We start from the raw sequence: 21,190 nt of genomic DNA, 5'->3' as shown, positions 1-21,190 counted from the left end.
AGCTCCTCGTAGGTCACATTCATGTTCGCCATGAGAATTCCCCTTCTTCAGATCCCGGCCGGCCCCCACGGCCGATCCGACTACCCCAGACAGTAACCAACGCCCTACCGACCGTCGATGGGGAGGGCTACCCATGACGACCCGACCACCAGCGCAGGCTCTGTCACGGGCTCCGCTGCTGGTGTCGACACAGCCTCGGCCGGGGTCAGGCCGGGAAGAAGCGCCCTCGGAACGCCCGGACTCCCAGGACCAGGGACACGAGCGTGAGCACGACCGCGACGACGAGGCACACCGCCCGCAGCGTCGGGTCGAAGCCCGGTACCACGACGGGGACCAGGAACGACCACGCGGCCCCGACCGGCAGCATCGCCTTGAACATCGGCCCGTCGAGGCTCCAGCCGGCGATGTAGAAACGCATCACCGCGTTGGTGAACCGTGTCGACCGGACCGGCTGCAGCGAGAGCGCCAGGTCGCCGACGGTCGGCGGGCCGATCGACTCGCCCCTCGCCTGGTACGTGGTGAACGACAGCTTCTCGCCCGCGTAGGAAGGCCGAAGCGCGCGCACCGTGTACGTCAGGCACAGGACGGCCAGCGGCCAGCACATGAACGGCAGGTGGAAGATCGCGCCCGGGCCCATGATGAGCGCGAGCAGGGGCACGAGGAAGACGACCATCGCGACCGCCTCGACGGGGTTCGCGAACCGCTGGCTCAGGTTGCCCACCACCGCCTCCGGGTCGTCGACCGCCAGATAGACGAGCGCGCCTGCCGGGATCGCGAGCGCGATCAGCCAGATCGACGTCCAGACGACAGTCATGCCCAGGTAACCGAGCGGCCGCAGGACCAGGGCAGCCGGTCCTGGCCCCTCGACCGTTCTCGTCGACCGACCGGCATCTCCCGCGACGACCTCGGACACTCGCTTCCCCCTCCAGTCCGTGCGACAGGGCTTCGGCCCTGTTTCGCCCAGCAACCGTAGCGAGCGCCGGGCACCCGGACCACACCGGGACAACCCAGGTCGGCTCAGGTGTGCCCGCTGCTACTGTCAGCCAGTCCGAAAGTTCGCCCGTGACGGGCCTGCACGGCAGGGGAGAAAGAAATTGGCACAGCTCGACTGGCTGCACACCGGGCCGCGCTCGGGGAAGCCCATCATGACCGCGCCTGGCAGCTCCGACACCGCCGACGCCGTCGCCCGGGTGGACGCGGCCCTCGACGGATGGTCAGGAAAGGTCCCCGCCTGGTACTCGGCTGTCGGCCGGATCGGCTACTGGTGGATCGCGATCTGCCTGGTCGGCGGCCTGGCCATCGGGCTCGTCGCCAACCCGTCGGAGATCGAGTGGCGCATCGCGTCCGGCCTCATGATCGGCATCGTCGCCATCCCGGTCGGCGGAACCCTGCTCCGGCTCATCGCGAGGTCCCAGAGCCGCGCGACCGGAGCCGCCGGCCCGGAGCGAGCCCTCGCTGACGCCGCCCGCACCGCCCGGCCCGTAGCCGCTGACGTCAAGAGGGCGATCGACGCGGTGCTGGCCAGGGATGCCCGGCAGGAGCCCACGGTCCACCGGCTCGCGTGGCGGAGCAACGAGGACGACGCTGCCCTCAAGGCGCTCGACGGGCTCTGGCGGCAGGCCGACCCCGAGTCCGTCGCCGCGCGGGACGCCGAGACGGCCGCCCTCGAGGCGCGCGTCGCCGTCGTCCGGGAGCAGGCTCAGGAGAGGGCACGCGCGAAAGGCAAGAAGTAGGTCCGCAGGCGTCTCCCCCGTGCACCGCTCAGCTGACGTTCGGCACCGTCGCAGGCTCCGCCAGGACCGCCGCAGGCTCCGCCTCGTCCGGCTCCGGGAACGAGATCGAGTCGATGATCTCGTTGAAGAGCAGACCGAACGGCTCCGCCCTCGGGATGTTCGGCACATTGGCACGCGCTACGAGCACCTTGGTGCCGTCCGGATAGGGCACGAAGTACTCCAGCCGGAGCGTCAGCATCTCCTCCTCGCCCAGCGTCTGGGTCAGGACCTCCCACCTCCGACCGAACGGGCCGTTCCGGGAGTCGCCCATCTCGACCGCCCCGAACGTCGCGGTCAGCGCGGCCTCGACATCGCCGTCGGCCAGCGCGCTGCGCGCCGCCTCGGTCCAGTCCTGGTCGAGAAAGAGCAGCGCCGCGGGGAACGGCACGCGCGGCAGGATCTCCAGCGACATCAGATACGTGTGCACACCGATCCGGGTAGCGTCGCGGGCCGATGCCACGAGGTCCTGGACCGTCTCGCGCCGCACCTTGGCAAGCCGGTCGGCCTTGCCTGTCTGCCGCTTCACGAACCGCTTGACGAACGCCACGGTCTGTTCCGGGTCGTCGAGGGGGATCTTCGTCCACGATCCCGGGAGGACGATGGTCATCCCGTCGACCGTCATGCCCAGCTGCTTCGTCACGCCGCCACCCCTCTCGTGACCTCGAGGTCCTCCAGCAGGCCGACGACGACCGCCGGGAGGTCCTCGAAGATGCCGATGCCCGCCGCGATGGCGGTCACGTCGATCATGTCCGGGCACTCGTGCGGGAACACACCCAGGTGGACGCGCTCCTCGAGATGGACTCCTGCCGGGTCCTCCTGGGCCGGGAGATGCCCGATCAGGAAGTGGGCGCCCCGGACGTCACCGGCCGGGACGGTCGCCTCGATCGCCTGCTTGCCCATCACCTGGGCCGTGTCCACGTTCTCGACGACGTGCTCGAGCTGCTCCTCGTAGGCCTCGAGACCGAGCTGCCGCCCGAGCACCATCGTCATCATGGCCTGGATGGTCGGCGCCTCGGGATGCTCGACGAGAACGGCCGAGTGCGCGCCACGCACGCGCGTCGCGTCGACCGACGCCTTGACCTCCAGCAGCTGGCGAGCGAGGGCGTCGACCGTCCCCTCAGGAACCGCCGCCCCCGCGACGACGGCGGCGGCCGTCACCTCGGCCCACTCGGGTGGCACCTCGCCCGAAGGGACGGGGTGCCACCCGAGTGGCAGCCCGATGGAAAAGCCGCTGATCGGTCCGGTCACCGGTGTAGCTCCGCTCTCAGAAGATTCCGTCGATGGTCTTGCCCCAGCTGACGGCCTTGCCCGGGAGCTGGGCGATGTTGGAGTAGACGCCCTCGACCACGGGACCGGTCGTCCCGATGACAGAGTTTGCCTGCGCCCACCCGTCATTGCCACCGAAGGCGGCATCGATGCCGATCGCGGACTTGACGCCGCTCGACGCCAGGTTCGCCAGCTCCATGCTCGCCGTCGCTCCGACCAGCCCGCCCGCGTTGTGGAACAGAGCCGGGTCCCTCAGGATCGCGGCGCTCCCACCGAACGGGTTCTTCAGAGGGAAGACGAAGGCTTCCTTGGCCGCCTTGCCCACGCCCTCCATGAAGCCCAGATTGCCGGCCTTCCGCAGCTCGAAGAGGTCGGCTGCGCTGTCGGACCGCGTGAACGGCGACTTGAGGACCGACTTGAAGCTCAGCAGGTTGTCGGCGTTGGCCATGGTCTCACCCGCCTCGTCGATGAGCTTCATGCCGTCGGCGATCTTCTCGGCCTGGTTCGCACCGGTCCCCAGTCGTGCCGCGAGCCGGGACGTCGAGTTGGTCGTCGCCACGGCGTTCGTGACGGCCCGCGCCTTCGCGACCTTCCCGAGGCTCGTGGCCAGCTTGCCGCCGAACAGGCCGACCAGGCCCAGCCCGACACCGAGGAGGAGCCCACCCCAGCCGATCTCACCCTTCGCGAACTTCACCACCGACTCGAGGATCGTCAGGATCGCACCGATCGCGGCGAGCACCAGGAGCACCTGGCCGAGGATCGGCACCCAGGACAGGAAGATGGCGAGGATGCCTGCGATGTCGCAGATGATCTTGAAGACCTTGTACACCCCGGACACGAAGTCGACGACCTTGTCCCAGCCGCTGTCGTGGAGGTCGTTCTTCTCGTCCCGCTCGAACTGCTCGTCGATCGCGTTGCGAGCCGTCCTCGCCGCCGTGTCCTTGGCGTCCTTGGCGTCCTGCCACCGACCCTGCCAGTAGATCAGGTCCGACTCCAGCGTCTCGACCTTGCTGCTCGCCGCGGTCGCCGCGCTGTTCGCCTCGGACTTGTCGGCCGGGGTCGCGTCGTCCCGGAGGTCGTCCACGCCGTTCTCCGCGTTGAACTTCGCGAGCCGCGCGTCGTACAGGTCGCTCTGGATCTCGGCGATCCTGGTCGCCGCGGTCTCCGAGGTTTCGATCGAGCTCGCGAGCGTCGGCGCGTACTTGTCCAGCGCGTCACCGGTGACCCGGTACCGGCCGGTCGCCTTCTTGATGTCGTCCCGCACGTCGCCGGCGAGCTCGCGCGTCTTCGCCATGGACTGCGCAGTGGTGCCGTTGTCGTCGACGATCGCGTCGAGCGCCGTCAGAGCGTTCTCGATGGATTCGGCGATCGCCTGGTACGACCGACCCTTCGAGAGGACGAGGTCCGCGTTCCCGTCCAGCTTCTGGTACTGGGCGTCAGACACTGGTGTACCCCTTGTAGTCCGTGGCCTGCTCGGCCTTCTGTTCCAGGGCTTTGGCGAGGTCGTCGTCGACCTGGGTAAACGTGTCCACCACCTGCTGGATGATGCCCTGCAGCTTGGTGACGTTGCCGCCCATCTCGTCGCGCTTGACGCGCCACTTGTCGGCGAAGTCCTGCACCTTGTCGCGCAGCTCGTCGTCGCCGGTCGCGTCCGCCGCGTCCTCCGAGTTGTTGTCCGCGTTCTTGAACTCGTCGGCGATCGCCTTCAGGTCTGAGGCCAGGCCCCGGAGCTGGCCCATGTTGATCTTCAGATCGCTCACTGCATTCCGCCCCCTGCCCACCAGTCGGTTGCCGCCCGCAGGAGCGGCTCAGTTGAAGTCCTGCCCGAAAGATATGCGCCCGCCGCACGGCGCGCCATGGGCAGGACTCCCCATCCGCACGGGCGGCACAGAAGGGCGGGCGGGCGCAGTTCCGCGCCCGCCCGCCCTCCCGGACCGCGTCAGCCCTCCGTGCCCAGCACCAGCGGCACCTGCACGCGGACGCTCTTGCCGCGCGCGATCCAGGCGCCGCGCCCCACGGGGAACTCGCCCTTCGCGGCGCGCGGGAGCGACGTCTTGAGGATGGTGTCGCCGTCGAGGTTCTCCGGCTGCAGCAGCAGGCCGCGGCGGCCGTTCTTGACCTCCGAGAGCAGCGGCCACGTGGCGCCCCACGAGCCGGTCTCGGCCTCGGCGACGAGCAGGTGGTCGCTCTTGCGGATCGCCTTGGTGAGGTCCTGGATTGGCTTGTCCGCGGGCGTCTGCAGGTACTCGTTGATGCCCTCGATCAGGACGACGATCCCCGGCTCGGTGTCCTCGTCCTGAACCGCGATGAGCAGCTCCTTGGCCATCTCGGCGACCTTGTCCACGCCCATCGCGACGTCGGCCCACGTCATCTCGCCCGCGATCGCGGAGCGCGACTGCGCGAACAGGTAGAGCCGTGCGTTCGGGTTGGCCCGCTGGACCGCCCGCGCAATGTGCACCAGGGCGTTCGATCGGCCCGCACCGGGCGGACCGGCCACCACCAGCGTGCCCGTCGGGTCGAACGGCAGCGGGGCCATCCCGATGTTCTCGATGCCGAGGACCGGGTGCCCGTTGACCGACGGCGGCAGCTCCTGCGCGGAGTACTCCGTGGGCAGCACCCTGACCGAGGGAGCCGGCCGCACGCCGGCCCGGCGCATCGACTCGGCCAGCCGGTCGGTGGCGACCGCCTGCTCCTGGACCGACGTCGTGCCGCCGACCACTGCCACCTGGACCTCGAGGCCCTCCAGGACGGCGCGCCCGCTGGGCGACGTCGCCGTGACGATGTCCCGCGGCGCGTTGAACGCGAGGAACCCGTCGTCGGACATCCGCAGCAGGATGTTGCGCTGCACCATCGACCGCACGTACGTCGGCACGGCGCCCGACCGGTCGGCGGTGAACATGACGTGCATGCCCAGACCTCGGCCGTCGTTCAGGATGTCGCGGAACACCTCGAACCACTCGGCGCGGCCTGCGCCCACCTCGTACTCGTCCCGGAAGTTCGCGAACCCGTCCACGAGCAGGAGGATGCGTGGCACGTCCTGCCGGCCGGTCACCTGCCGGTACTCCGTGACGCTCGCGGCGTTCACCGCGGCGAACGCCTCACCGCGGCGCTGCAGCTCGTCGCGCAGCATCCGCATCAGTCCGACGATGCGCTCGTTGTCGTCGCCCTTGGCGATGGTGCCCACGTGCGGCAGCGCCTCCAGCATGCGCAGCGCCCCGGCGGCGAAGTCGAGACCGTACACGTGCACGGGGCCGCCGCGCGGCGTGATGCCCGCGACCGCCGCGAGCGTGCGCAGGGTGGTCGACTTGCCGGACCCGCCCGTGCCGTAGATGCCGAGGTGGCCGTCCTGGTCCGGGTGGAAGTACTGGGGCGCCTGCGCCTGGTGCTCCGGGATGTCGGCCACACCGATGAGCAGCTCGGTGTCCGTGCGCTGGTACAGCCGCGTCAGGTCGTAGACGTCTGCGAGCGAGTCCAGCCATGGGCGGCGCGGGACCGGCAGGCGTCCCCGCTCGAAGGCCTCCTGGATCCGGGAGACCAGCCGCTGCTGGTCGTTGGGCCCGAGGTCCTTCTCGTCGAGGGAGACGTCCGAGTCGACGACGGGCTCCTCCCACTTCTCCTCACGGCCGAAGTGCAGGCGTGCCACCTCGACCTTCGCGCGCTCGGGCGCCCGGGTGCTCCAGGCCCCGGCGTAGCCGGACTGGAAGGCCTGCACGCGGCCGGGGCCGGTCTTGACGAGCCCGCGACCGGGGATCGACGGGTCGATGAACGCGGCGTCCTTCACGTCGACGACGTCGGAGGAGTCCGACTCGTCGGCCATCCGGAGGGCGACACGCATGTTCGTGTTCGCGCGCAGGTTGTCCTTGATGACGCCGGCCGGGCGCTGCGTGGCCATGATCAGGTGGATGCCGAGCGAACGGCCGCGCTGGGCGACGTCGACGACGCCGTCCACGAACTCGGGGACGTCACCCACGAGGGCGGCGAACTCGTCGATCACGATGACCAGGGCCGGCGGGGTCTCCGGGTCGCCGCGCTTCTCCAGCTCGAGCAGGTCCTTCGCCTTCTTGCGGTTGAACAGGTGCTCCCGGTGGTGCAGCTCGGCCCGGAGGCTCGTGATGGCCCGCAGCACCAGGTGCGGCGACAGGTCGGTGACCAGGCCGACACAGTGCGGCAGGTTCACGCAGTCGGCGAACGCCGAACCACCCTTGTAGTCCACGAACAGGAACGTCACACGGTCCGGGCTGTACTCGGCGGCCATCGCGAGCACCCACGCCTGCAGGAACTCCGACTTACCGGCACCCGTGGTACCGCCCACCAGGGCGTGCGGGCCCTGGCTGCGCAGGTCGAGGTGCTGGGCGTCCACACCGGCCGAGCCGACGATCGCACGCAGGGATCCGGGCCGCTTGCGCCGCGCGCCCTGACCCGTGCGGTCGTAGACCGACAGGTTCTGGCGCCAGCGCTCCATGACGGCGTCGGGGTTCTCGAACAGGTCGTGGCCCAGCAGGGCCGGCATCGTGATCGAGCGCGGCAGGTCGGACGCGTCCTCGACGATGGCGCCCGCGTCGAACACCGGCGCCAGCCGGCGTCCGTACTCCAGAGCCGCCTTGCCGTCGACCTCCTCGAGGACGACGTCGTCGACCCAGCGGCCCAGGCGCACCATGCCGACGCGGGGGCCGTCCGGGCCCACCTCGACGAACGTGCGGCACGCGGCCGGCAGGCCGGCCGTCTCGGCGGAGATCCACAGCGGGTACACGCCCGCGTCCGCGCCCATCTCGGCGAGCTGGATGAGCCGCGCGCGGTCCACGTCGATGTCGTCGGAGATGACGACGACCACCGCGGGGACGGGCGACTTGGTGCCCGCGTCCGGCCCGCGGTCGCCGACGTCGCCGCCCCGCTCCAGTGCCGCGGCGTCCTCGCCGACGGCGCCACGTCGGCCCGCTCCGCGCACCGCCTTCAGGCGGTTCGAGATCAGCTCCTCGAGCTGCGCCAGCAGGCGCTGCGCACCCGAGGCGGAGTCCGCGAGGTGGTGCCCGTCGATCGGGCTGTGGGCCGAGGACGTGTGCGGGATCCAGGTGAGCCACTGCAGGTGCTGGGTCCACACGGGGCTCACGATGCTGGTGACGACCAGCTCCGACGGCGAGTGCAGGCCGGTGAGCTGCAGCAGGGTCGCGTTCAGCGAGCCGATGACCCGGGGCGGCGGGCCCGCGAAGCCGAGCGCGCCCGCGTCGTAGAGGTTCTCCACCACGGGGACGCCGTCCACGTCCTCGTACTGCTCCACGAGGTTGTCCAGGATGTCCTGGTACTCCTTCATGAGAGCGCCCTTGCCGCCCGTCTTCACGCTGTTGCGCGACGGCATGGTGCCCAGACCGAACCGGACGTTGAGGAAGCTCCAGTGCTCCGGGCGGCGCGTCCACAGCAGCGGGCCGTGCCGCATCGCCTCGACGTAGACGTGCTGGGTGGCCGGTGCCTCGCGGAGGCGGACGGAACGCTCCGTCTCCTTCTCCTCCTTGAGGACCTCGCGCAGGGTGGACAGCCGCTCCTCGAACCGCTCGACGTCGCGCTCCAGGCGCTTGCGCTTCTGCCGCTTCTGCGTCATGTGGTTGCCGATCATCATGACGGGCGCCATCAGCACGAACAGCAGTGCCGTGGGGCGCTGCATGATGAAGAACATGCCGAAGCCCATGAGGATCGGCGCGAGCAGCGCCAGGAATGGGAACTCGGTCGGGTCGGCCTCCTTGGGCGGCTCCGGGGACTCGAACTCCTCCCCCTTGTAGCGCGCCTCGACCCGCGGCGACCGCGTGAACGCGACGGGGCCGGCCTTGGGCGTCACACCCGTGATGGTGCTCGGCCGGCGGCTCTCGATGGTGACCGCCGTGTCACCCAGCACCACACGCTGCGAGCCCTCGATGCGGAGGCGCTGCACGTGGGCGCCGTCGACCAGGATGCCGTTGGCGGACCCGAGGTCGACCACCTCGACGTCGTCGGACACGTCCAGGCGCAGGTGGTTCTTCGACACCATAGGGTCGTCGACCACGACGTCGCACTCCTGCGAGCGACCGAGGACCCACGAGCCCTCCGTGAGCTCCACGGTGCCGCCGCCCTCGATACGGACCGCCGCGCGGACGGCGTCGGACCCCGGGTAGTCGAAGCCGGGCATGGCCTGCTCCACCGAGGCGACGAACGCGCCCGAGCCGATCCACGCCTCACCGAGCGCGGCGTCGGCGGGGAGGCGGACCGGCCGGTCCTGGCCCGGCAGCTGCGCCTCGAGCGTGCGGGACCGACCCGGGGCGCCGGGCGCCGACGGGTCCACCCGGGCGATCGTGTCGGCGATCTCGCCGATCCGAGCACCGGCGTCGGCGGTCACCACGACATCGTCGTGGCTACCGTCCGAGCGTACGAGCGTCACCTTGACGCGCATGAATCCTCCCCGTCACTTCTTCTTGTCCCGGGAGCCGCCGACGACGGCGCCCACCACCCCGCCGACCACGGCACCACCCGCCGAGATCAGCCACGTCGACCCCATGGTGAGAACGCGCCCGAGGGCGCGGTAGGGGTCCAGGAAATCACCGGTGCCGGCGCCCGTGAGCAGCACCGACCCGAAGACCACGATCACCCAGACGATCAGCCCGCCGCCGATGGCGCCGGCCACCACGAGCTCGGGTGTGCTGCGCACGATCCTGCTCATGCCGTGGCTCCCTTCTCGTCGTCCGACTCGTCGAGGAGCGGCAGGTCCGACGGCGTCACCAGGCGGGAGGCCACCGCGTACTCGACCAGCCGCGCGCGCCGGTTGGTCGCGAGCGCGCCAGGACCGCCGCGCAGCCCCTTCACGCCGATCCGGTCGAGCTTCTCGCAGACGTTGTCGAGCTTGCGGTTGAACCGCGTGCTCGCCCAGCCGAGCCGCCGGGCGGCCGACGCCGACGACGGGATCTCGCTCAGGCCGGTGCCCTCGCGCCGCAGCATCGGCTCGGCGAGCGCCACGATGAGCTGCTTCTGGCTCTTCGTGAAGCTGATCGCGCCGATGGTGGTCGCGCCGGAGTCGTCATCGTCCTCGGACCGGATCTCGTGGTACGGCGCGTTGTCGAGCTGGGCGGTGATCTCGTACGTCGTGGGTCCGGCGGTGAACACGATCGACGTCGTGGGGAACACCATGGGCAGGCGGTTGCCCGGCGGGAGCCAGGACTGCACGCCGCCCCCGGCGTCGCACACGGTCGCGGAGATGAGGGAGCCGACGTTGGACAGCCACCAGATGCCGTCCTCGTGCGTGATGCGCAGGAACCGGCGGTGCAGGTAGGGGTTGTCGTCGATCGCGAGGTCGCCCTCGCGGCCGATGTCGAACGGCGCCCCCTCCTCGGACGGTCGAAACCACTCACCGGCGAACTCGATCGCAAGGCCGTTCATCCACTCACCTCCTTGATGTCCCCCTCCGGACAGGTCCCGCCCGGAGCTCTCTGCCGACACGTCGGCCCTACGGCGTCACGCAGGCGTTCTCCCCGCTCGACGCCTTGCTGGAACGCACCACGACGACCTCGACGCAGAGCTCCTGCTGGCCCTTGAGCGGCACCTTCACGGAGGTGCCGTTGCCCGGCACCGGCTGGGGCACGGGATCGCCCGTCAGCTCCAGCACGCTGTACGCGTAGGTGTCACCCTCCTCCAGCGACCGGGGCGCCGTCCATGAAAACACCGCCTCCTTGCCCTGCACCTTGCCCGTGAGCTCGACCACCGGCGGCACGTACCCGCCGGCGGGAGGGGGCGGCACGAAGGTGGCCGTCGCGGCCGTCTCCTCGCCCTCGGGGTCCTGGCCACCGGTCCCGTTCAGCGCCCACACGGACACCCCGACCACCGCGACGACGACCACCCCCACCACGAGCGCCCAGATGCCGCGCCGCGGCTGCTCCTCCGCCTCGGGTGCCGGGGCCCGCTCGGCCGGTGCGAGCGGCCCGACGGTGCCGGCCGTCGCCTGCGTCGACGGGTCGGTGGAGCCGCGGTAGACCGTGTCCTCCGACGGCGACGGGGCCGGTGCGGGCAGGGCGGGTGCGTAGGCGCTGCCGACCGCGGTCTGCTGGGCGCTGCCCGCGCCGCCGGGACCGAAGTTGCTCCGGCCCGGCCCGAACGCGCTCGGGCCGGCCGCACCGGCGCCCGCGGGGTCGATGGTGACGACCTGGCGCAGCCGGGTGCCGTCGGCCTCGGCCTCGTCCTCCTGCATGGCGCCGGACTCGTCCAGCAGGTCGATGGGGGTGACGTCCCGGGAGAGCTCGACCTGGACCTTCTGCAGCTCGCGCGCGAAGGCCAGCACCGTCGGGTACCGCGAGGAGGGGTGCTTCGACATCGCGATGCGCAGCACCCGCTCCAGCGACGGCGTGACGTCGCTGCGGCTCACCGCCGGCAGCTCGTCCTGCTCGATGCGCCGCACGAGGTCCGCCGAGGTGTTGGACCCGCCCGGCGTCTCGAACGGGGTGCGCCCGGCCAGCAGCGTGTAGCAGGTGGCGGCCAGCGCCCAGACGTCGGTGGCGATCCCGGACATCGGCGGGTCACCGAACGACTCCGGCGGCGACCAGGGGATCGACATGCCCTCGGCCGCCGCGGCCTCGTCCACCGTCGACGAGATGCCGAAGTCGGTCAGCGCCGGGTGCCCGAACTGCGTCACCAGGATGTTCGAGGGCTTCAGGTCACGGTGCAGGATGCCCAGCCGGTGCGCGGTCTCCACCGCGCCCGCGATCTGGATGGTGATGCGCAGGGCCTCGGCCACCGAGAACCGCTCGGAGCGGTAGCGGGCGCCGAGGTTCGGGCGCGAGCAGTACTCCATGGCCAGGTACGGGCGGCCGTCGTTCGCGACGCCCGCCTCGTACATGGTGACGATCGACGGGTGGTTGCCCAGCGTCGCCATCAGGTCCGCCTCGGCGTCGAACGCCGCGCGCTGCGTCTCGCTCGACCACTCCTTGAGCAGCACCTTGACCGCGATCTGTCGACGTGGTCGTTGCTGCTCGTACAGGAACACGTCCGAGAAACCACCCGAACCGATGAGCTTCCGGTACTCGAAGCCCTCGATCTCGGGTGGCGGGGACGGCTTCCTCTTGCTGCTCACACTGCTCCTTCGTCGGCGGTCGAGCTTGTCGGGAACCTCACCAGATGCCCTCGAACGTCAGGGTCACACCGTCACCCAGGTCGACGACGTCGCCGTCGGACACGAGCTCCTTCTCGTTCGGGTGCAGGCGGCGCGGAGGCTGGCCCGGCCGCAGCAGCGTGGTCCCGTTCGTGGTGGCCAGATCTGTCACGAGCACGTGCCAGTCCTCGAGCGAGATCTCGGTGTGGGACCGCGAGATGTCCTGCTGCGGGCTGGACACCGTGACGAGGCGCGGCATCTGGTCGGCCGACGTGTTGTTGGTGCGGGGCCGACGGCCCACGATCACCGGACGGTCCAGCTCGACCACCTGGCCACCGCGGACCCCCGTCGCACCGCCCGTGGCGGCCCCGGAGGTCACGACCATGCGGCCCAGCGGCGGGCGCGGAGCGAGCTCGGCCTCCGCCGACAGCGCGCTGCCGCACTCCCGGCAGTTCTCGCGGGCGGTGGGGTTGGGGTGGCCGTTCTCGCACGTCACCGCGAGGATCTTCGGCGCGTTCGGGTTGGCGGGCACGGAGAACTTCGGTGCCGACGGCGACGACGCGGCGGCCTTCAGGTCGGCGATCGCCGACGACATCACGGTGTGGCCGTCGTGGTCGTCGTCGGCCGCGTCCGCCTCCGCCGCGGCGTCCGCGGCCACGGCGGCCGCACGGTGCGCGGCGGCGGGCGTGGCACCGGACCAGCCGGGCACCCCGGAGATCGGGACACCGGAGATCATGCCGTCCGCGCCGGTATCGACCGGGTCGGACGCCGCGGGAGCGGGTGCCGGTGCGGGCGGGGCCGGCGACGGCGGAGGCGGCGGCGCGACGCTCGGCGCCGGGGCCTCGTCCTCGCCCTCCTCCGCACTCTCCGGCCGCACCGCGGCGGCCTCGACACCGTGGGCGACGGTGGCCCCCCACAGGTGCATGTAGTCGTCCTCGTCCGGGCCCTCGTCCTCGGCAGGCTCCGCCGCGGATGCCGGCGTCGGCGTCTCACCGCCGTTGTCCTCGGCCGGCGTGATGGTCTCCTCGGACGCCGGGACCATCGTCACGGTGCCCATCGGCGCGATGGTCTCGGACCCGGCCTCGACGGTGGTCCCGGCGGTCGAGCCCTCGACCTCCACGGGCGGGGCGGAGACCGAGGAACCGCCGGTCGGGACGGAGGGCTCGGCGGCCTCGACCGGCTCGACCAGCGACGGCGCCGGTTCGACCGGAGAGGGCACCGCGTCGACCAGCGAGGACGTCGGCGCGTCCAGCGAAGGCACGTGCTCGACCGGGGAGGACGCGGGCTCGACCACCTGGTGGCGCACCACGCCCGCCAGGACCACACCGGACTCGAGGGGGAGGCCGTCCGCGAAGCTGCCGAAGCCGGACACCCCTGTCGCCACCTCGACGGCGGTCACACCCTCGACGACCCGCTCGGTCCACGAGATCACGCCGGCGCCGGACACGGTCTGGGAGTCGTCGCCGGTCTCGATGGTGACCGTCAGCCCGTCACCGCGCGCCACGACGTGCGCGCTCGCGGGCTCGCCGGTACCCGCTCCCGTCAGCACCACCACCGCGAACGGCGGGACACCCTTGAGGCCACCCACCGCGGACGTCGTCAGGGTACCCAGGACCTCCGCGACCCCGGCGCCGGGCACCGCGAGGTCTGCCCAGAGCCCCGCCGCCGGATCGGCCCCGTCCGCCGCGGTCCCCTCACCGGGGAGCACGACGACGGCGTCGCCACGCACGATGACGCGTGCCTTCCCCGTCGTGTACCGGATCCCGGTGCGCTGTCCAGCGTCCGAGGTGCTCATGGTCGCCTCCTGTGTGTTGCTCTGCTCGTGTCCCGCCCCTGCCACAACCCCGCGTCAGACTCTATTGACCGCGCCCGGTTCCCGCGGCGCCGTTCCAGACCCGACCCGGTCAGTCACGCGGCAACGTGTCCTCGTCCGCGAACCCGCCGCGCGGCGAGGTGCTCGTCCCCGCCGTCTCGTGCGCCACGCCCGTCGCGTCCACGACGATGACCGTGATGTTGTCCCGGCCGCCCGCGGCGATCGCTGCCTCGACCAGCCGGCCCGCCGCCACCTGCGGGTCGGGGTGGCCCAGCATGATCTCGGTGATCTGCGCGTCGGTCAGCTCGCCCGTCAGCCCGTCCGAGCAGATCAGGATCCGGTCGTGCGCGCCGATCGGGATGTACCGGAAGTCAGCCCGCGCCTCGTCCCGCCCGCCCAGTGCCCGCGTGATCACGTGTCGGCGCGGATGGTTCCGTGCCTCCTCGGCGGTCAGCGTACCGGCGTCGACCATCTCCTGGACCTCCGAGTGGTCCACGCTCACCTGGTCCAGCACCCCGCTGGAGAGCAGGTACGTGCGCGAGTCCCCCACGTTCACGAAGAGCCAGTACGGGGCGTCGTCGAGGTACGCGACCACGGCGCCGGTGAGCGTGGTGCCCGCACCCCGGCCCAGGCCGGAGGTGTCGATGGCCCGGACCTGTTCCTGCGCGGTCTCCAGCAGCGCCTCCACGTGGTGCGGCTCCACGCGCTCGATGTCCGACAACGGACGCAGCGCGTCCAGCGCGGTGGCGCTGGCCACCTCCCCTGCCGCGTGCCCACCCATGCCGTCAGCCACGAAGAACGCGCCGCCCCCGGCGAAGTAGCCGTCCTCGTTGAGCTGGCGGCGCAGCCCACGGTCGGAGGCGGCCCCCCACGCGAGCGTCAGTGCCTCGTCGCTCATGCGGACGCCTGCGGGTGCACGATGACGCGGCGGTCACCCACGTGGATCGTCGAACCCACCGGCACGCGGACCCGGGCGCCCGGCTCCGCGACGCGCGGCGGCAGGCCCGGTGCCGAGACCACCGTGCCGTTGGTGGAACCGCGGTCGGTCAGCCACAGGCCCGCGGTGTCCACGCCGAGCTCGGCGTGCGTCTTCGACACCGAGCGGGTGGGGTCCTCCACCTTGATGAGGATCCATCCGGACGTGTCCGGTGCCTGCGGGTTGCGGCCGACGAGCGCCTTGGTGTCGACGACGTGGCGCTCGCCGTTCTCGACCTCCAGGACCACCGTCGCCACCGGGGCCGGCGACATCGGGCGGCTCATGTGCGTGCGCGTCATGTCGATGGGCGCCGAGTCCCGCTGCTCCGGCTCTGGCTGCGGCGCCTGCTGCACCGGCTGGGGCTGCGGCGCGGCCGGCATCGGGGCACGCTGCGTGAGGTCCGGCTGGACCGGCTGCTGCACCGGCGCCGCGGGGGCCACCGGCTGCGCCTGCTGGACCGGCTGCTGCGAGGCCTGGGCCGGGTGCGGCGTGCCACCGGACCCCGGGTGCGGCCGGCGAACCGTCGCCGGCTCCTCCTGCGGGGGCAGCGCCGCCGTGGAGGTGCTCGGGGCCTGGCCCGGGATCCCCGTGATCACAGCGCCGCCGGTCGGCGCGGAGGAGTCGGGGAAGTCCCACGGGTCCCGCGCCGGGGCCGCCGCGGTGGGCTGGGCCTGCTGCGCCGGGGCCTGGGCAGGGGCCTGGGCGCCGTTGCCGGCGGCGGTCCACACCTGCGACGTGCCGGCGGGGGCCTTCGCGGCGGTGCCGGCTGCGGGGCTCGCCGGCGCACCCGCCACGTCGGACGCCATGAGCACCACGGCGCGGCCGACCTTGTCGTGCCAGCCCTGCCGCTTGCCACCGCCGTCGAACGCCGGGGACACGAGCACGAGGATCTGGCCGACCAGGCACACCAGCGACCCGAGACCCACGATGAGCCAGCGCACGAACGCCCGGCCGAACCCGATCGGGTCGTGCGCGACGACGTCGACCGTGCGGATCTTGCAGACGAGGTTGCCCACCGTCTTGCCGGTCCTGCCCTCCCACGCGGAGACGCCCAGCCAGTAGCCCAGCACGAGCACGCTGCTGATCAGCTGCGGCACCAGCATCCTCGACACGATGACGTCCGGGGACATCAGCAGGGTGCCGGTGCCCCCGGCGGTGGCGAGCCCGATCATCAGGACGATCCAGGCCACCACCCCGATGACCGCGCCGTCCACGAGCGCCGCCAGGAACCGGCGCCCGGTGCCCGCGTACACCACGGGGACCGGCTGCACCGCCGAGACTCCCACCCGGGTGTGCGAGAGCGACTCCGGCACCGTGGTGCCTACGTCACCTGCCTGGGTACGTGGGAACGGGCGTCCGCACACGCCGCAGTACGGCACGCTGCCATCCTGTGCGGACCCGCATCCAGCGCAGACCACGTCCGTCATCGACTCTCCTTCGTCCGACGGGACCCGAGTCCCCCGAGTGCCGCGAGGATCCCGCGGCGACCACCGATTCGTGCCCAGACGGAGCGGAGCGACAACGCTGCCCGCACCCTCCGTCGGGTGCTCACGGTGGAGCGTAGCCCGCCCACGAGCTCGTCCACCTCGACCCAGAACGCCTCGACGTCGGCCGGGGTGGGTTCTTCCCGCCCGAAGACCGTCGCGTCGGCACGGTGCGCGAGCATGAGGGTCGACGGAACCTGGTGCGCCCCGGCGATCACCCCGGCGCTCTCGCGCCTCGTCGCCCCGCGCGGCACCATCGTCCCCAGGTCGGTCACGACGTCGACGACCTCGTGCCAGCCGCCGCTGACCCGGTCGGCGAGCTGGTCAGCGCTGCGGCGCGCCGCCCTGCGCCGGGCCTTGTACGCCAGGATCGCCAGGATCGGGCCGGCGATCAGCAGGAGCGGGATACCGACCGCCAGCAGGATCACGCCGAGCAGGCCCCAGTCGAAGAGGTCGTTCTCCGCCTCTTCCTTCTCGTCGTCCTCGACGCTGCCGGCCTTCGCCTTGTCCGGCTCCTCCGGCGGCTCCGGTTCCTGCAGCACCGGCGGCTTCGGCTCCGTCTTGCTCTTGGGCTCGGGCTGGATCTGCGGCTTCTCCTCCGGGACGGCGTCGACCGGCACCCAGCCGTACTCCTCGAACGGCACCTCGATCCAGGCGTGCACGTCGCTGCCGAGCACCGTCCAGGGCTCGCCCTCCTCGTACGTGCTCGTCTTGTCCGGGTAGAAGCCCATGACGACGCGGGCCGGGATACCGGCCTGCCGGGCCATGAGGGCGAGCGCGACAGCGAACTGCTCGTCGTCGCCGACCATCTTCTCCTCGGCGACGAGCGTGTCGATGCGCTCCGCGGAGTGGCCCGGGCGGGACGGCACCTCGCCGTCGAGCCCGCTGGACAGCACACCCGACTGCTGCAGGAGGTCCCGGATCTGGAACAGCTTGGTCGCGGGGTCGGTCTCCTCACCCACGAACTGTGCCGCCTTGGACGGCAGACCGGGCGGGAGCGAGCTCTGATCGGTCTCGGGCAGGTCCGCGTCGAGGTCGATCTCGCTCTTCTTCAGGGTCGCCTCGTCGGGCTCCTCCTCCACCAGCGTGTTCAGCGTGTACGTGTCCCCCGGCTGGACACCGGCCGTGGTGATCGCCGTGCTGGTGGTCGAGTTGTAGTAGGTGCCGTCCGTCTGGGCCTCGCTGTTCGGGCCGGACCAGCGCACACCGGTCAGGTCCCCGATCTCGGGCACCCAGACGCCCGAGTAGGCCGCGACGGTGACCTCGATCGGCGTCGGCGTGCCGTCGTCGGACGTCGCGATCTCCTCGCCGACGCGCGTGTAGAACCCGGTGTCACCGCCGTCGCCCGACGCGTCGTAGACCACGCCGTCGTACCGGTCGAGCGTCGCGAGCCGGATGCGGCTGCCCTCGGGCAGCTCGCTGACGGTGAACAGCTCTTCCTCGCGCGCGTCCTTCGCGTAGTGCCGGAACGCCACGAGCGGGCTCGTGAAATGGTGGATGTCCAGCGGCGGCACGATCGTCTCGCGCAGGACCGTGCGCGGCTGCTCCGGCATGATGATCGGCGCCGTGAAACCGGCGGCCAGCGCGGCGACACCGAGGATGGTGGCGCCCGTGCGGATGCGGTACCAGCGCAGCCGGCGGGTGGCCTCGCGGCTGGACTCCGTGCTGATCGAGTGCGTGCCGACGCGCGCCTCCATGACGCGGACCGCGCCCCAGAGCAGAGCGACGATGGCGATCACGAGGCCCTGGACCACCGGGAACGCGGCGTCGACCGTGCCCAGCAGGATCACGCCGACCAGGCCGGCGATGACCGGCAGGACGGCCCAGACCGCGTGCTTCGCACGCCACGAGATGGTGCCCGCGACCAGCGCCACGAGCAGCATGAGCAGGTAGGGCACGACGGCGAGGTCGGGGAACGACCGCATGGGCGGCACGGTGGTGACGAACTGCTTCCAGCCCTCCACCGAGCCGAGCAGCAGCTCGCGCAACGTGTCGAGGGTGGGTACGACGCCGGCGATGGTGGTGTGCGGCAGCGCGAGCGCGCCACCGAACACGAGGTAGCCCAGCACCGCGAGAGCCGTCACCGTCACGGCGGGGAAGCGCCGCCAGGCGCCGACCCAGGCCACCAGCAGGCCGACGACGGCGCCACCGACCGTGGGCAGCAGGTACCCCAGCGAGCCCCAGACGGGCCCGAAGCCGATCGCGACGGCGCCGAGCATCACGCCCAGCGCGGCGACGTCGACCAGGGCGAACCAGGTCAGCGCCCGGGGGCGCTCGGCGTCCTTGCGGCGCGTGGTGCCCCGGCCCGTACCGGTGCCGTACCCGGTGCGGGTGCCGCGGGTGCGGGACGACGGTCGGCCCGGGCCGGAGCCCGCGCCGACCGGTACGTTCCCGCGGGTGTTCTCGTCGCTCATCCGTCGCTCATCTTCTTCAGGGCAAGGGGCAGGTCGGCCAGGCGGCCCAGCGTGAGCACGCCGAGCTCCGCGATCGCGTGCCGGCCGAGCGATGCGCCCGGCACGCACTGGATGGCCATGACCTGCACCCCCGCGGGGACGCGGGCCGACGCCGAGCGCAGTTCCGTGGGCGTGACCCGGCTGCCGATGACGAACGCGATCACCGAGAAGTCGGCGGCGGCCATGGCGGCCGAACGGGCCAGGTCCACCAGCTTGGACCTGCGGGACTCGAGCTCGATCCGGGACAGGTCGTCCATCAGGCGGGTGCGGTGGTCGCCGCGCAGCGTGGCCTCGTTGACGAGCACCGTGACGCCCCGGTCCTCCTTGATGGCCTGCAGGCCGAGGGAGCCGCACACGCTCACGGCGAGCTCGAACTCCTCGTCGTTCGCGTAGTCCTCGGCGCGCGTGGACAGCAGCACCGCGAGGTGCGAACGCCGGGTCTCCTCGAACTGGCGCACCATCAGCTGGCCGGTGCGGGCGGTCGTCTTCCAGTGGATGTGCCGCCGGTCGTCGCCGGGCACGTAGTCGCGCAGGGCGTGGAAGTTCACGTCCGAGCTCGTGATGTCGTTGGTGACGCGCCCCTCGAGGTCCTTGAGGAAGCCCGTCGACGAGCCGGTGAGGTTCTTGACGCGCGGGTGCACGAAGACCTCCTGCTCTCCTGTCCACGTCATCTCGCGGCGCAGGAGCCCCAGCGGGTCGGCGCGCACGGACTTGACCGGGCCCACGGTGATCACGCTGCGGCGCCGGGTCGGGATGGTGAAGATCTCCTCGTGGGCGTCGCCGCCGCGCAGGCGCGGCACCGGGAACGCGGCGGTGCCGCTACCCACCGGGAGCTCCATCACCGACGGGAGCAGCGGGCGGCTCGACGCGTTGCGCACGTCGAGGCGCCCGACGGCGCGGTCGCCGACCGTCACCCGCGCCTGGGCCAGGTCGAGCACCACGTCGTACTTGAACCGGCCGAGCACGAACACGATGGCGCACACGAGCGTGACGGTGAGGACGATCGCCGCGACCAGCACCTCGAGCCAGCCGAGCACGAGCCCTGCCGCCCAGGCGCCGGCAGCCGTCAGCGTCACCGCTATGCCGAACGTGCTGAACGTGCGGCGCACCGGATCCAGCACGCGACCGACCGCCGCCGTCCGGGAACGGACGGCGGCGGTCAGGGTCACCAGGCCGCGGCGGCCACGCTGCACCTGCGTGCGCCCCGCGGCGACGACTCCGCCGAGACCGCGGGGCTTCTCCTGCCGCTTCCCGTACGCGATGCCCGACGCGGTCATGCCGAGGCCCGCTCCTGCGGAGCCGCGACGTCGGCCATGATCCGGGCCAGGATGACGTCGGGGCGGGAGCCGGCGAACTCGGCCTCCGGGTCCAGCACGAAGCGGTGGCCCCAGACGGGCTGGGCCAGCTCCTTGATGTCGTCGGGGAGCACGTAGTTGCGGCCGTGCGCCGCCGCCCACACCTTGGAGCAGCGGACCAGGGCCAGCGCACCACGGACCGAGACGCCGACCCGCACCTCGGCGGCGTTGCGGGTCTCCTCGCTGAGCTTGCTGACGTACTCCAGCACCGCGGTGTCGGTGTGCACGGTCATGGCCAGGTCGGCCATCTCCGTGACGGCCTTGGTGGTGATGATCGGCTGCAGCGCCAGGCTGCGGTCCTTGACCGAGGCACCCGAGAGGATCTCGACCGTCGACGCGTGGTCCGGGTAGCCCACGGACGTCTTCATGAGGAAACGGTCGAGCTGCGCCTCGGGCAGGCGGTAGGTACCGGCCTGCTCGATCGGGTTCTGGGTGGCGAGCACCATGAACGGGCGGCCGGTCCCGTGCGCGACACCGTCGACGGTGACCCGCCCCTCCTCCATGACCTCCAGGAGGGCGGACTGCGTCTTCGGCGAGGCGCGGTTGATCTCGTCCGCGAGCACGATCGAGTTGAAGATCGGACCGGGGTGGAAGTCGAACTTGCCGGTGTTCTGGTCGTAGATCGTCACACCGGTGACGTCGGACGGCAGCAGGTCGGGCGTGAACTGGATGCGGTTGTGCGTGCCCTGGACCGACGCCGCGATCGAGCGCGCGAGCATGGTCTTACCGGTACCGGGCGCGTCCTCCAGCAGCAGGTGGCCCTCGGCGAGCATGCAGGTGAGCGCCAGGCGTATCACCGGCGCCTTGCCCAGGACCGCCTGGCCGACGTTACCGACGAGCCGGTCGAAGGTCTGGGCGAACCAGGCCGCCTGCTCGGGGGTCATCGTGGTCATCTCGTGTTTCCCTACTGCTCGTTACTGCTCGTTCGTCGGGTGAAGTCGTGTTGATGATGGCGTGACCGGCCGCCGATGGCG

General features: G+C 71.6%; 16 protein-coding genes. 1 reads left to right on the top strand and 15 read right to left on the bottom strand.

Annotated elements, in window-relative coordinates:
* Positions 1-205: 205 nt before the first annotated feature.
* Complete coding sequence (locus tag LUM46_RS25105) at positions 206-814, bottom strand: hypothetical protein (RefSeq protein WP_274997838.1); 609 nt, start codon at positions 812-814, stop codon at positions 206-208.
* Positions 815-1,145: 331 nt separating this feature from the next.
* Here LUM46_RS25105 and LUM46_RS25100 point away from each other — a divergent pair, with 331 nt between their 5' ends.
* On the top strand, positions 1,146-1,733 hold the full coding sequence (locus LUM46_RS25100) for a hypothetical protein (RefSeq protein WP_274997837.1): 588 nt from the start codon (positions 1,146-1,148) through the stop codon (positions 1,731-1,733).
* A 28-nt stretch (positions 1,734-1,761) separates the two neighbouring features.
* Here the strand turns inward: LUM46_RS25100 and LUM46_RS25095 are convergent, their stop codons facing one another.
* The 14 genes from LUM46_RS25095 to LUM46_RS25030 form a co-directional block, all read right to left on the bottom strand.
* Entirely contained in the window at positions 1,762-2,412 is a 651-nt protein-coding gene (locus tag LUM46_RS25095) for a hypothetical protein (RefSeq protein WP_274997836.1), read from the bottom strand.
* On the bottom strand, positions 2,409-3,020 hold the full coding sequence (locus LUM46_RS25090; RefSeq protein ID WP_274997834.1) for a hypothetical protein: 612 nt from the start codon (positions 3,018-3,020) through the stop codon (positions 2,409-2,411). Before LUM46_RS25090 ends, LUM46_RS25095 begins: the two co-directional genes overlap by 4 nt.
* 16 nt (positions 3,021-3,036) lie before the next feature.
* Positions 3,037-4,482: a hypothetical protein gene (locus tag LUM46_RS25085; protein WP_274997833.1), complete on the bottom strand. Its 1,446-nt coding sequence runs from the start codon at positions 4,480-4,482 to the stop codon at positions 3,037-3,039.
* Positions 4,475-4,798, bottom strand: a complete 324-nt coding sequence (locus tag LUM46_RS25080) for a hypothetical protein (protein WP_274997832.1) — start codon at positions 4,796-4,798, stop codon at positions 4,475-4,477. Before LUM46_RS25080 ends, LUM46_RS25085 begins: the two co-directional genes overlap by 8 nt.
* Positions 4,799-4,977: 179 nt before the next feature.
* The gene (locus tag LUM46_RS25075) at positions 4,978-9,453 is read right to left on the bottom strand and encodes an FtsK/SpoIIIE domain-containing protein (RefSeq protein ID WP_274997831.1); all 4,476 of its coding nucleotides are present in this window, start codon (positions 9,451-9,453) and stop codon (positions 4,978-4,980) included.
* Positions 9,454-9,465: 12 nt separating this feature from the next.
* Entirely contained in the window at positions 9,466-9,720 is a 255-nt protein-coding gene (locus tag LUM46_RS25070; protein ID WP_274997830.1) for a hypothetical protein, read from the bottom strand.
* The gene (locus LUM46_RS25065) at positions 9,717-10,433 is read right to left on the bottom strand and encodes a hypothetical protein (protein ID WP_274997828.1); all 717 of its coding nucleotides are present in this window, start codon (positions 10,431-10,433) and stop codon (positions 9,717-9,719) included. Before LUM46_RS25065 ends, LUM46_RS25070 begins: the two co-directional genes overlap by 4 nt.
* Positions 10,434-10,500: 67 nt before the next feature.
* Entirely contained in the window at positions 10,501-12,117 is a 1,617-nt protein-coding gene (locus LUM46_RS25060) for a serine/threonine protein kinase (protein WP_274997826.1), read from the bottom strand.
* 37 nt (positions 12,118-12,154) lie between these two features.
* Positions 12,155-13,930 carry an FHA domain-containing protein gene (locus LUM46_RS25055; protein ID WP_274997824.1) on the bottom strand — a complete coding sequence of 592 codons (1,776 nt, stop codon included), beginning with the start codon at positions 13,928-13,930 and terminating at the stop codon, positions 12,155-12,157.
* A gap of 109 nt (positions 13,931-14,039) precedes the next feature.
* Complete coding sequence (locus tag LUM46_RS25050; RefSeq protein WP_274997823.1) at positions 14,040-14,846, bottom strand: PP2C family protein-serine/threonine phosphatase; 807 nt, start codon at positions 14,844-14,846, stop codon at positions 14,040-14,042.
* On the bottom strand, positions 14,843-16,351 hold the full coding sequence (locus tag LUM46_RS25045; protein ID WP_274997822.1) for an RDD family protein: 1,509 nt from the start codon (positions 16,349-16,351) through the stop codon (positions 14,843-14,845). The genes LUM46_RS25050 and LUM46_RS25045 overlap by 4 nt, the downstream gene beginning before the upstream one ends.
* Positions 16,348-18,822, bottom strand: coding sequence for a transglutaminase TgpA family protein (locus LUM46_RS25040; protein WP_274997821.1), 2,475 nt, complete (start codon positions 18,820-18,822; stop codon positions 16,348-16,350). Before LUM46_RS25040 ends, LUM46_RS25045 begins: the two co-directional genes overlap by 4 nt.
* Positions 18,819-20,138 (bottom strand): DUF58 domain-containing protein, encoded by a 1,320-nt coding sequence (locus LUM46_RS25035; RefSeq protein WP_274997819.1) that lies wholly within the window; start codon positions 20,136-20,138, stop codon positions 18,819-18,821. Before LUM46_RS25035 ends, LUM46_RS25040 begins: the two co-directional genes overlap by 4 nt.
* On the bottom strand, positions 20,135-21,109 hold the full coding sequence (locus LUM46_RS25030) for an AAA family ATPase (RefSeq protein WP_274997818.1): 975 nt from the start codon (positions 21,107-21,109) through the stop codon (positions 20,135-20,137). Before LUM46_RS25030 ends, LUM46_RS25035 begins: the two co-directional genes overlap by 4 nt.
* Between the last annotated feature and the right edge of the window lie 81 nt (positions 21,110-21,190).

It is taken from the genome of Promicromonospora iranensis (assembly GCF_028994805.1).
In the GTDB taxonomy this organism is placed as follows: domain Bacteria; phylum Actinomycetota; class Actinomycetes; order Actinomycetales; family Cellulomonadaceae; genus Promicromonospora; species Promicromonospora iranensis.
The sequence above is the reverse complement of the archived record's forward strand: the minus strand, read 5'-3'. Positions and strand labels throughout refer to the sequence as shown.